Source organism: Mycobacterium sp. 852013-51886_SCH5428379 (genome assembly GCF_001665575.1).
Lineage (GTDB): Bacteria > Actinomycetota > Actinomycetes > Mycobacteriales > Mycobacteriaceae > Mycobacterium.
This window is the reverse complement of the sequence record NZ_LZSU01000030.1, coordinates 99,012-111,415: the sequence shown is the minus strand read 5'-3', so window position 1 is coordinate 111,415 and position 12,404 is coordinate 99,012. Positions and strand designations below refer to the sequence as shown.

The following is a 12,404-nucleotide window of genomic DNA, read 5'->3' as shown; positions in this document are numbered from 1 at the left end:
GCCGTCGCATGATGGACCGGATGCCACACGATCCCAGCTTCACGCCGACACAGCTCGCCGCCCGCGCCGCCTATCTGCTGCGCGGTAACGACCTGGGCGTGATGACCACCGCGGCGCCCCTGCTGTACCCGCACATGTGGAGTTGGGATGCGGCGTTCGTCTCGATCGGCCTGGCTCCGCTCAGCGTCGAGCGGGCGGTCGTCGAACTCGACACCCTGCTCTCGGCGCAGTGGGGCAACGGCATGATCCCGCACATCGTGTTCGCCAATGGCGTCGACGGGTACTTTCCCGGTCCCGCCCGCTGGGCCTGTGCCTCGCTGGCCGCCGACGCCCCTCGCGCCCGGCACACCTCGGGCATCACCCAGCCCCCCGTGCACGCCATCGCCGTCCAGCGCATCCTCGATCACGCCCGCACCCGGGGCCGCTCCACCCGTGCGGTCGCGGCGTCGTTCCTGGACCGGCGGTGGGACGATCTGGTGCGCTGGCACCGCTGGCTCGCCGAATCCCGCGATCAGAACGGGCGCGGGCGCATCACGCTGTATCACGGCTGGGAGTCCGGGATGGACAACTCCCCGCGCTGGGATGCCGCCTACGCCAGGGTGGTTCCCGGTGAGGTGCCGGAGTACCGGCGCGAGGACAACGCCATCATCACCGATGCGAGCCAGCGGCCCTCGGACCTCGAGTATGACCGGTATCTCTGGCTGCTCGAGGAGATGAAATCGGCCCGCTACGACGACGATCTGCTGCCGAAGGTGATGAGCTTCGCGGTGGAGGACGTGTTCGTCTCGGCGGTCTTCTCGGTCGCCTGTCAGGTGCTCGCCGAGATCGGGGAGGACCACAAACGTCCGCACGCAGACGTCCGCGAGCTCTGGGGGTGGGCCGAGCGATTTCGGGCGGGCGTCCTCGAGACCACAGACCAACGATCCGGTGCAGCAAGGGATTTCGATGTCCGCGCGGATACGTGGGTGTCCACCGAGACCGTCGCGCAGTTCGCGCCGCTGCTCTGCGGCGGCTTACCGCACGACCGGGAGCGCGCGCTGCTGCGGCTGCTGGAGGGACCGCGGTTCTGCGGGCATCCGGATCTGAAGTATGCGTGCATCCCGTCGACGTCTCCGGTATCGCGCGACTTCCGGCCCCGGGAGTACTGGCGCGGCCCGGTGTGGCCGGTGATGACGTGGCTGTTCGCGTGGTGCTTTGCGCGACGCGGATGGGCGGAGCGGGCGCGGATGCTGCGCCACGAGGGGCTGCGCCAGGCCAGCGACGGAACGTTCGCCGAGTACTACGAACCGTTCACCGGCGAACCGCTGGGCAGTATGCAACAGTCGTGGACCGCTGCGGCGGTGCTGGACTGGCTGGGTTAGTCGGGCGGGTCGACGTGTTGGTCGGCCAGATGCTCGAGCGGCACCAGCGCCTTGGCCAATGTGTCCAGATCGCTTTCGGTGAGGCGCGCGAGCAGCGTCGCCAGTTGCGCGCGCCGAACGGCCAGCGCCTCGCGATGCTGCACCAGCCCCTCGGGGGTCACTTCCACCAGCACGGCGCGCAAATCGGACGGATCGCGCGAGCGCTTGACCAGACCGAGTTTCTCCAGCCGCCGGATCGCCACGGTGGTGGTCGGGGTACGGACGCGTTCGTGGGCGGCCAGCTCGGTCATGCGCATCGGCCCGGATTCGAGCAGGGTCAGCAGAATCGACAACTGGGCCAGGGTCAGATCCCCACCCTCCCCGCGGTTGGCGTCGCCACGTCGCAACACCGAGAACACCTTCGAAAGAACTCGCTGCAGCTCCCCCGCGAGTTCGGTGACCTGCGTCTCGGTCTCCACCATAGTTCGCTAGTCTAACCTGTCTGACGCCGCCAGCACGTCGATGGACGGCAATTCTCAGAGCAGCTGAGACAGGAAGCGTTGGAGACGGTCGGTCTCGGCGGCGTCGAAGATCTGCGCGGGCGGGCCCGCCTCCACGACGCGGCCTTCGTCCATGAACACGACGGTGTCCGCGGTCGACTGCGCGAAGCCCATCTCGTGGGTGACCACCACCATCGGCATCCCGTCGGCGGCCAGTTCGGCCATCAGCGTCAGGATGCCCTTGACCAGTTCAGGGTCCAGCGCCGAGGTGGCCTCGTCGAAGAACATCACCTGCGGCGCCATGGCAAGGGCCCGGGCGATGGCCACGCGCTGCTGCTGCCCGCCGGACAGCGTGCCCGGCCGGACCTCGGCCTTGTGCCGCAGCCCGACCCGGTCGAGTTGGGCGAGGCCGAGTTCACGGGCCTGCTCGGCGTCGAGCTTCTTGAGTTTGCGTGGACCCAGCGTCACATTGTCGAGCACGCTGCGGTGCGGGAACAGGTTGAACTGCTGGAACACCATGCCGATCCGCTGGCGCAGCTGGTCGGGGTTGTCCCGCAGCACCGAGCGGCCGTCGAGCAGGATGTCGCCGCGGTCGGGTTCGTAGAGCCGGTTCAGCGTCCGCAGCAGGGTCGATTTCCCGGACCCCGACGGCCCGATCACCGCAGCGGTGGTCCCTGCCGCCACGTCGAGGTCGACGCCTTGCAGCACCTTGTTCGGGCCGAAGGCGAGATGGATATCGGTGGCGCGCAGCGACACCGAGTCGACGTCAGCCATCAGATCATCTCCTGGGTGGTCGCCGGCGTCGGTGTCTCCTCGGTGGGTTGTCGCCCGCGCCGCATCCGGGCGTCTACGTAGTTGACCAGGTGGGTCAGCGGGATGGTCAGGGCCAGATAGAACAGGCCGGCCGCCACCAGCGGGGACAGATTCCCGGTCTGCGCGTTGAGATCCCGGCCGACCTGGAACAGCTCGCGCTGGTCGGCGATCAGCCCGAGGAAGTACACCAGCGACGACGCCTTCAGCAGCGAGATGAACTGGTTCATCAGCGCGGGCAGTACCCGCCGGACGCCCTGGGGGATCACGATCAGCCGCATCGAGGACGAATAGCTGAAGCCCAGCGCCCGAGATGCCTCCAGCTGCCCGGCCTCCACGCTCTGGATGCCGGACCGGAAGATCTCGCCGATGTAGGCCGCGGCCATCAACCCCAGCGCCGCGATGCCCAGCGGGAAGGGGTTGTAGCCGGTCAACCCACCGACGACAGGTCCGAGTCCGAGACCGATCAGCAGGATGATGACCACCTCGGGCAGGCCGCGGAAGATGTCGGTGTAGACCCTCGCCGGCCAGCGCAGGAGCCGCGACCGTGAGATACCGGCGACGGCCAGCGCCATGCCGAGAACCAGTCCGATGATGCTCGCGCAGAACGTCAGGATCAGGGTGTTGGGCAGACCGGTCTTGAGTAGATCCGGGATGGCCTGCTTGTAGAGGTTCCAGTCGAGAAACGAGTCCTTCAGTTGGGACAGCGTCGATTTCGGCCCCGCCGCGGCGGTTGCGGGCTCGTCCTGACGTTCGGCGGCGATGGCCGCGAAGTCCGGCAGCTGCGGTTCGGGCGCCGCCTTCGATCCGGGCTTCCAGCCCGGCGGCACCACGCGGGGCACCCAGTCGGAGTACAGCTCCGACCAGGTGCCGTCGGCGATGACGGCGTCCAGACCGGAGTTGAGCGCGTCGATCAGCGGCTGGTTCTCCCGCGCGACGGCGTAGGCGATGAAATTGTCGAGACTGAAGGTGTTCTCGACGATCTCGGCGGAGTCACCCGGTTGGACGGTGCCCTGCGCCTGCTGTGACGGTGCGACCCAGGCGTCGATCTGGCGGGTCTTGAGGCTGGCGTAGACGGTGTTGTAATCGGGGTACTTCACCGGGTCGATGCCCAGCGTGTTGATGACGTACTCCTCTTGGACCGTGCCCTGGACGACGCCGATGCGCTGCCCGGCCGTCAGTTGGCCGAACCCGGTGATCGACGATCCGCTGGGCACCACGAGCGAGAAGTAGCCGAAGTCGTAGCCGTTGGTGAAACCGACGGTCTGCCTGCGAGCTTCGGTCGTGGTGATCGACGAGGAGGCGACGTCGAAGCGCCGCGACGCGGTCTGGGCGAGCAGCCCGGAGAACTCGGTGCCGACGAATTCGACCCGCAGTCCGAGCTTGTCGGCGATCGCCCGGAGCAACTCGTTGTCGAATCCGGTGAACTGCCCCGCGGAGTCGATGCAGATGCTCGGCGGCGCGTCCGAGAGCGTGCCGACGGTGATGACCCCGGGCCGGCTCAGTCCGAGTGCGTTGACATCGATGGAGTCGAGTGGCCGGACGTTCGGCGTGGTGTACTTGTCGGCCTCCGGCCCCTGTGCGGCCGCCGCGAGGTTGGCCGGCAGCGCGCTGGCGCTCTGCTCACCGGGCGGTGCGCACTGGTCGACCTGGGCGGCGACGGGCGCGGCGCTGCCGAGACCGATCACCATCAGGATAGTCACGAGCATCGACGCAAGGACTGCCGCGAGCCGTCCGGGATTCATGCGTGCAACCTAGCGGTCACGCGGCAACCGACCAATGGTTCGGCGCAACCCGTCTGCGCCTCACCCCGCGCGCTCGTCGCGCCACCGGCAGAGCGCCTCGGCGGCCGTGAGGTCGTAGTCGGGGCCGTTGACGCCGATCGTGAGCAGGCCGACGCCCAGCTCCACCAGGGCGTCGGCCTCGGCCAGCATGTCCTCGGTGCTGCGTTCGGGGACGCCGGAGGACCGTTCCACCGCCGCCGGGTCGCGGCCCACGTCGGCGCAGTGCCGGTCGAGCACCTCAGCCTTGCCCGGGTAGGTGCTGCGGTCGGTGAAGCCGTGCCAGATGTCGGCGTGCTCGGCCACCATCCGCAGGGTTTTCTTCTCACCCTGGCCGCCGATCAAGATCGGGATCTTGCGCGTCGGCGCCGGGTTGAGTTTGGCCAACCGCGATTCGATGCGTGGTAGCGCCTGGGCGAGGTCGTCGAGCCGGCTGCCCGCGGTACCGAACTCGTAGCCGTACTCGTCGTAGTCCTTCTGCTTCCAGCCCGACCCGATCCCGAGGATCAGCCGGCCGTCGCTGATGTGGTCGACCGTGCGGGCCATGTCTGCCAGCAGTTCCGGATTGCGGTAGCTGTTGCAGGTGACCAGCGCGCCGATCTCGATGCGGGAGGTCTGCTCGGCCCAGGCGGCCAGCATCGTCCAGCATTCGTAGTGCGCGCCGTCGGGGTCGCCGTAGAGCGGGAAGAAGTGGTCCCAGTTGAACGCGATGTCGACACCGATGTCCTCACAGCGGCGCACGGCGTCGCGGATGTGGCGGTACTCGGGGGAGTGCTGCGGTTGGAGCTGGACTCCGATGCGGATGGGTTGGTTCACGGTTCCTGGATAACCACGATTAAGCCCCGATATTCCCCTCGTCCTTCCAGACCGCGACCACCGACGGCCGCGCCGTGCCGTTTCCGCCTTCCGGCCAGCGTGACCGGGGATTGTCGATGCTGTTGTCGTCGTACTCGCCGGGATGCTGCACGCAGACGGTCACGAAGTCGTCGGTGATGACGGGCCCGCAGGTCTCGGCGCCCAGGGGCACGGTGAGGAACTGTTTGGTCTCGCCGCGGTTGGGGCCGTCGAGAGCGACGGCGAACAGCCCGTCGTTGGAGTCGAGGGCGTTGCCGTCGGTGGAGATCCACAGGTTGCCGTGGCTGTCGAACGCCAGGTTGTCGGGGCACGAGATCGGACTGACCTCGCTCTTGTCGAAGCCGGCGTAGTAGGTGTCGGCGGCGGCGGGATCGCCGCACACCAGCAGCAGATCCCAGGTGAAGTCCGTGCCGGCGTGATTGTCGATGATCTCCAGCACCTGACCGCTCTTGTTGTCGTTGCGCGGGTTCGCGGCGTCGGGACCGGGTTGGCCGTCGGCGCCGCGCCTGGCGTTGTTGGTGAGCGCGGCGTAGACCCTGCCGGTCTCGGGGTGGGCCTCGAAGTCCTCGGGGCGGTCCATCTTCGTCGCGCCGGCCTTGTCGGCGGCCATCCGCGTGAAGACCGCGACCTCCTGCGCCGAGATGCCGGGCACCAGCGATTCGGCCTGTCCGTTCGGCCCGGACCGCAGCAGCGGCAGCCACGATCCGGTGCCGCTGAACGAGCCTGTCGACGGCAGCGTGCCCGAACCGTCGATCTGCGCGGCCGGAATGTCGCTGGACAACTTCGCGACGTAGAGCGTGCCTTCGTCGAGGATGGCCATGTTGTGGGCCATCGCCGCGCCATCCCTGCCCGGCTGCATCTTCCGGCTCGAGACGAATTTGTACATGTATTCAAAACGTTCGTCGTCGCCGCTGTATGCGACGACGGTGCCGTCATCGGTGACGTAGATGTTGGCGCCCTCGTGCTTGAACCGCCCCATCGCGGTGTGCTTGACCGGCGTCGAGGCCGGATCCCACGGGTTGAGTTCGACGACGTAACCGAACCGGTTGACCTCGTTCGGTGTGGCGGCCAGGTCCCAGCGCGGGTCGAAGGTCTCCCACAGCAACCCCGACGGTTCGAGTTTCACGCCGTAGCGGTCGAGGCGGTCGGCGTCGACCGGGTTCGGCGCCGGCGCGCCGTCCGGCGCACCGAAGTAGAAGTGGAAGTTCTCCTCACCGGAAAGGACAGTGCCCCAGGGGGTTACGCCACCGGCACAGTTGGCGATCGTGCCCAGGACGGTCCGGCCGTCCGGGTCGGCCGAGGTCTTGACGAAGTCGGTGCCCGCCGCGGGCCCGGTCAGCGTGAAGGGGGAGTCCGCGGTGATGCGCCGGTTGTAGGGGCCCATCACGGGACGCAAGCCGCCGCCGGCGACGCGTTCGACCTCGACGACGCCCATACCCATGGCCGCGATCTCGACGTCGAACTGGTCGCGGGTCGGGGCCTTTGGGTCGAAGCCAGGGAACATGAACTGCGGTGTGGCGTATTCGAAGTTGGTCACCATAAGGAATCGGTCGGGCCGGTCACCCGGTTCGGGCGGGATCGGCAGCAGCGCGGCGAAGTCGTTGTTGAAGCCGAACTGGCCGCGTTGCGAGGCGCCCGTCTGCCTGGTGACGTCGAAGCCCGGTGCGCCGGGCAGCACGGGGTCGCCCCAGCTGATGACGACACCCTGCTGGTAGCCCGGGGGGATGACGACGGCGTCCTCGCTGTTGGGGGCCACGGAGTCGAATCGCATGCCGGGCAACGGCTCCGGTGCGGCGTTCGAGCTGGTGGGCGCAGCGGTCGGGGTGTCGCCGCCGCACGCCGCGAGCACCGAACCGGCGCCGACCGCGAGCACGGTGACGCCGGTGGCCTGCAAGACGGACCGGCGCGACACGATCTTCACGATGTCACCGAAGTATTCGTTGTCACTGGGGTTGGGAACGGGTTTGGAACAGGCGTCGCCGCACTTGTACCGGCACGTGATGTGCTGTCGCTTCGACTTTCCGTCGTGCGTGACGAACAGATTCAGGGGCACGAGCGCCATGGGGGCGAGTTCCTTCCAAGCATCCGGCCGACCGGGGCCGGCGGCCGGCACGCGGCAAAAGTTACAGGGGCCGGGCGATCATTCGGCAGGCGGGAGGTGAACAGGAAACGACGAGGAAGTTCTGCGGCGAAACTGCTGGTAACGGCGGCGAGCAGGAGTATCGTCCGACGTACTCCATCCGCATCGACGACGGGAAAATGCGATGGCGAAGAATGCCGATCCGGGCGGCCCCGGTCCGAACGATCCCCTGCGGCAACATCCGATGGTTTCCGGTCTGCGATCCGATCCGAACGCTCCGAGCGAGGCCGTCACAGAGCTGATCGGATTTCCGGGGGACACCGCTCGTGACGGCTACCAGCGGCTGTACCTGTCGACCGGGCTCGACTATTACGTCGAGTTTCCGGTTTCTGACATCCGTTACGCCAGTATGGTTCCCGCAGACGTGCCACCCTTCCTCGGACACGAGGTGACTCGGGTCAGCGTGGTCAGGGGTGCGCGGATCGACTACACGTGGTCGACGGAGGCCGGCGAGGACGATTTCGATCTCGACGTGCGTTATGACGACACTCTTCGCGACAACGTCATGTTGGAGATGAGCGGTCACACCAGTTGTGCGCCCTGTTATTCGATGGGTATCAGCTGCAACATCTGTCCGTCACACCATGCCTGCCATTCGCACGGCCATTGCCACTAGATCTCCGCGCCGCGCGCGCTGACTCGGTATGGCGCCCGGTGCTGCCCCCCGATCTGGCGCGACGCGGAATGGACGCCGCCGCCGCTGTGGCGTCGCGGCTGGCCGTGATACCCCCTGATTCCGCACCCACCCAGCGGTGGGGTCCGGTGTCGCTCGCCGAGGGCGGGAGCGGAATCGCGTTGACGCTCGACTACCTCGCGGCGACGGGCGGGGACCCGGCGTGGGTGGGTGCCGGACGTGCCCTGTTCCGCACTGCGGCTCATGCGGCGCAGGCCGGCAGCGCGCCGAACCTGTTCGATGGTTTGGCCGGGATCGGCTTCGTGGCCGCGACGACAGATGGTGGGGCGGCGTATCGACGTCTGCTCGCGTCGGTGGATCGCACACTGCTGGACTGGCTCCGCGCCGATGACACCGCCGGCCGAGACGAATTCGACGTCGTCTCCGGCCTGGCGGGCGTAGGAGCGTATTTCCTGCGGCGACTGGATGAACCCAGTGGTTGGGGTGGCCTCACGGCGGTGGTCGACCGGTTGCTCGCGGGCGCGACGGTCGCCGGTACGGCTGTGCGTTGGCCGACCCCGCCGGACCGGGTCATCGGGCCACTCAGCGATGTGTTCCCAGACGGTTGCGTGAATTGCGGTATGGCGCACGGGGTGCCCGCGCCACTCGCGCTTCTCGCGTTGGCATGGAGACACGGGATTCAGGGCGACAGGATGTGGTGCGCCATCGAAGGCGCCGCCGAGTGGCTGTTGGCGGCCCGCACGGATGATCAATGGGGACCGAACTGGCCGGCGGCGGTTGCCCTGCCCGGCGGGCGTGGTCCCACGGACCCGGACCGGCCGACGCGGGCGGGGTGGTGTTACGGCACCCCGGGCGTCTCCCGTGCACTGTGGCTGGCCGGCGCTGCTCTGGGACGTGATGACTGGTGTGATACGGCCCTCGAATCCATGGCTGCGGTCTACCGCCGCCCCGCCGAAGTACGGCAGACCTGTTCTCCCGGGTTATGCCATGGCGCATCCGGGCTACTGCACATCACCGCCCGATTCTTCGCCGACACCGGTGATGACCTGTTCAGGCGCAACGCGGTGGCACTCGCCGAGGAGCTGTTGTCGACCTTCGATCCGCAGACGGCCTATGGCTTCCAGAACTTCGATCGCGGTGTTGATTTCGACAACCCCGGATTCCTCGATGGGGCGGCCGGCGCAGCGCTGGCCCTGGCGGCTGCTGCGTCATCGGCACCACCGCGATGGGACGGAGCGCTGTTGATTGCCTGACACATCCGCCTCCCGCCCGCGCGGGTGGTACCTGCCCGGCGATTGGTTCATGCTGCGGGCCCCGGCACTGCCGGTCGACGTCTACCGCGATATGAGCACCTGGCCTGCGAACGCGCTCAGCGATCCGGATCGACGTGGTCGCGTCGTGGCCGACCGCCGGGTGATGGCTGCACTGACGGTCGGCAGTCCCGACACCGTGGCCGCGTTGACCCGGGCCGGTCAAGACCCCGATCCGGCGCTCGCACAGACGCTTCATCGATATCTCATCCGAATGTCCACGCGTCCAACGCCGTTCGGGCTGTTCGCGGGCGTGGCCCTCGGCTGCTGGGGGAGCCAGACCACGGCAGCTGTCGACGGGCGGCGGTGGACCACGCGGATGCGGCCCGATATGGCGTGGTTGATGGGTCAGGTCGACGAACTCGAGACGGATCCAGGTATCCAGGCGGGGCTGCGCTACACGGCCAATGCGGCGTTGCTCGACCGCGGTGGCCGATTGTCGGCGCCCGCGAGTCCAGAAGGCCGCGAGGACGGTGCGGCGGCCGTAGCCTCGGTGCGCGCCACCGGGGCGGTCCGGTCGGCGGTACGGCTCTGCCGTCGCCCGATGCATCACGCCGATCTGGTTGCCGCGCTGACGGATCAGACTTCGGCCCCACGGCAGAAAGTCGTCGAGCTCATCGGCCGGCTCGTGCGGCATCAGATCCTTCTGACCGACCTCCGCCCCCCACTGACCGGCGGCGATCCGTTGGCACACGTCATCAGCACGTTGACCGACATTCCGGCGGCACAATCCGCGGCCGACGGACTGTGTGACCTGGCAGCCAGGATGGCACGGTGGGATCGAACCTCTCTAGGGGAGGCAGCGGTAGGATATGGCGAAATCGATTCCGCGTCAGCAGGTTTCAGTCATCGCCATGCGGCACGGAGGCCACAGGTCGACGCTGCACTGTCCATGGCCGGCACCGGTCTGTCCCGAGCCATCGGCGAAGCGGCGGCAGAAGCCGCCGAGCTCCTGCTCAAGCTCGCGCCGCCGGCGCCGCGGCTGACGGCCTTCCGCCAGCGGTTCGAGAGCGTCTACGGGCTCGAGCGCTGGGTCCCGATTCTCGAGGTGCTCGACCCGGACTACGGGCTGGGGTCGCCATACCAGGACGTCTATGCAGCGGCGACAGGTGTCAGCGAACGGGATCGGGTTCTCCTCACGCTGGCCGCCGAGGCCATGGGCGATGGTCAGACCGTCGTGGACCTGGACGACGCCCTGCTCGCCAGGCTGACGTCCGAGTCGGCGTCGGACGCCGCCCCGGTGTCACTGGATCTCTCGGTGTCCGTCCTGGCCGTGTCGCCCGCGGCGATCGACCGCGGAGACTTCTCGATCGCCATCGGCCCCAACCTCGGCGGCGCCGGCGCCGGCAAGAGTCTGGGCCGCTTCGCCCATCTTCTCGGCGCACCTGCCGTCGCGGCTCTGAAGTCGATCGTGGAGCATGAAAAGTCCACTGTCCCTGCGGTACTGAGCGCCGAACTGGTGTACCGGCCGAGCCGGGCGTGGGAGGCCAACATCGCGGTACGCCCGCATGCGCGCGAGTTCGAGATTGCCGTCGGCGTCACGCCCGGAGTCGCAGCAGATCGCGTCATCAGGCCCGACGAGCTGGAAATCTGCTCGCTCGGTACGCGCTTCGCGGTGGGGTACCGCGGTGACCCACGTGAAGTGGTGGTGTCGGCCGGCCACATGTTGAACGAGGCGCTCGCCCCACCCGCGTGCCGGTTCCTGCTGGAGGTCGCCCGAGAGCGCGACCTCTTGTTCCGGCCGTTCGACTGGGGGGCCGCCGAAAATCTGCCGGTGCTTCCGGCGCTACGACGCAACCGCGTCATCCTGACGCCGCGGCGGTACCGAGCCGACGACCTGAGCGCGTCCGCGCTCCGGGCCGAGAGGGCCGACTTCATCGAAGCGGTCGAGCGGTGGCGGCGCCGGTGGGGTGTGTCGCGCCATCTGTACGTGGGTGTGGTCGACAATCGGTTGCTGATCGACTTGGACAGCGAACTCCATCTCGATGGACTGCGCGCGGAGTTGAGGCGGTCGGCCGGCGGTGCAGTACCGGTGATCACCGACGCCCTACCCGGACCGCAACACGCGTGGCTGCCCGGCGCCGACGGAACGTACCTCAGCGATTTGGTGGTGCCACTGTTGCGCCGGACGGTTCGCAAACCCGAGTCGAACCCGTTGCCGCGAACCGTCGCGCCGGTGGCTCGGGCTACGCGTCTGCGCCCGCCGGGCAGCGAATGGCTCTACGCCAAGCTGTACTGCCCACCGGCGCACGAGGAAGCAGTCATCTGCGAGACCGCGGACAGATTCTGCGCAGAGATGCGGTCGTCGGCTTTGATCGACGACTGGTTCTTCATCCGATACGCCGATCCCGACCCGCATGTGCGGATCCGTTTCCGCGGGTCAGCGGATGTCCTCCTCACCGCTGTTCTACCTGCCTTCACCCGATGGTGCCGGCATCTGGTGGACCGCGACGTCTGCGTGCGGTTCGCGATCGACACGTACGACAGAGAAATCGAACGGTACGCAGGAGTGGAGGGGATGCGCGTAGCCGAGGTGATCTTCGGCGCCGACAGCCGGGCTGCCGCCGGCGTCCTCGCCCTGGAACGCAGCGGTGTCCTCGATGCGCAGCGGCATCTGGTCACCGTCCTCACCACGCGTGACCTGTTGACTGGGCTCGGGCTCACGGACGGCGAATGCCTCCGGTGGTCGCGCGCCGCGGCGGCACGCATCGGAGCGACACCGCGACCGCCCCGCGACGACGTCCGTGCGCTTCGAACGATGTTGGGCGGGGGCGGGGCGGACTTCCGCGGGGAACGCGAGCTGACCGGGATCCTGCAGGAGCGGCGGATCGTCCTGGACACCGTCGCCGCCGACGTCCGCGCTCTTCGGCAGTCCCTCGGCGCCCGCGCCGACGACCTCGTGCTCAGCTACGCGCACATGCACTACAACCGGATGATGGGGCGCAACCGCGACGCGGAACGCGTCGTGCTAAAGCTTTTGGCCGCCACGTTGTACGGCATCAGCCAGACGCGTCGTCCAGCGGGTTAGCGTGTC

9 protein-coding genes are annotated in these 12,404 nt (G+C 68.1%); 4 read left to right on the top strand and 5 right to left on the bottom strand.

Features of this window, described 5'->3' with window-relative positions:
* Positions 1 to 20 precede the first annotated feature (20 nt).
* Entirely contained in the window at positions 21 to 1,361 is a 1,341-nt protein-coding gene (locus A5757_RS13100) for an amylo-alpha-1,6-glucosidase (protein ID WP_066834847.1), read from the top strand.
* Here A5757_RS13100 and A5757_RS13095 read toward each other — a convergent pair.
* From A5757_RS13095 to A5757_RS13075, 5 genes are read right to left on the bottom strand one after another with little or no spacing between them, the layout of a single operon-like run.
* Entirely contained in the window at positions 1,358 to 1,822 is a 465-nt protein-coding gene (locus A5757_RS13095; RefSeq protein ID WP_066834777.1) for a MarR family winged helix-turn-helix transcriptional regulator, read from the bottom strand. The two genes, A5757_RS13100 and A5757_RS13095, sit on opposite strands and share 4 nt — an antisense overlap.
* A 54-nt stretch (positions 1,823 to 1,876) precedes the next feature.
* Positions 1,877 to 2,614: an amino acid ABC transporter ATP-binding protein gene (locus A5757_RS13090; RefSeq protein WP_066834775.1), complete on the bottom strand. Its 738-nt coding sequence runs from the start codon at positions 2,612 to 2,614 to the stop codon at positions 1,877 to 1,879.
* A complete protein-coding gene (locus A5757_RS13085; RefSeq protein WP_066834773.1) occupies positions 2,614 to 4,395 on the bottom strand; it encodes an ABC transporter substrate-binding protein/permease in 1,782 nt (593 codons plus the stop codon). The genes A5757_RS13090 and A5757_RS13085 overlap by 1 nt, the downstream gene beginning before the upstream one ends.
* Positions 4,396 to 4,455: 60 nt before the next feature.
* Positions 4,456 to 5,247 (bottom strand): LLM class F420-dependent oxidoreductase, encoded by a 792-nt coding sequence (locus tag A5757_RS13080; protein ID WP_066834771.1) that lies wholly within the window; start codon positions 5,245 to 5,247, stop codon positions 4,456 to 4,458.
* A gap of 19 nt (positions 5,248 to 5,266) precedes the next feature.
* Positions 5,267 to 7,348, bottom strand: a complete 2,082-nt coding sequence (locus tag A5757_RS13075) for a PhoX family phosphatase (RefSeq protein ID WP_066834769.1) — start codon at positions 7,346 to 7,348, stop codon at positions 5,267 to 5,269.
* 202 nt (positions 7,349 to 7,550) lie between these two features.
* Here A5757_RS13075 and A5757_RS13070 point away from each other — a divergent pair, with 202 nt between their 5' ends.
* From A5757_RS13070 to A5757_RS13060, 3 genes are all read left to right on the top strand, one after another.
* Positions 7,551 to 8,042, top strand: a complete 492-nt coding sequence (locus A5757_RS13070) for a hypothetical protein (RefSeq protein ID WP_066834767.1) — start codon at positions 7,551 to 7,553, stop codon at positions 8,040 to 8,042.
* A gap of 146 nt (positions 8,043 to 8,188) precedes the next feature.
* Entirely contained in the window at positions 8,189 to 9,313 is a 1,125-nt protein-coding gene (locus A5757_RS13065) for a lanthionine synthetase C family protein (RefSeq protein ID WP_197497334.1), read from the top strand.
* The gene (locus A5757_RS13060; protein WP_156618361.1) at positions 9,306 to 12,398 is read left to right on the top strand and encodes a lantibiotic dehydratase; all 3,093 of its coding nucleotides are present in this window, start codon (positions 9,306 to 9,308) and stop codon (positions 12,396 to 12,398) included. Before A5757_RS13065 ends, A5757_RS13060 begins: the two co-directional genes overlap by 8 nt.
* The last annotated feature ends 6 nt before the right edge of the window (positions 12,399 to 12,404 follow it).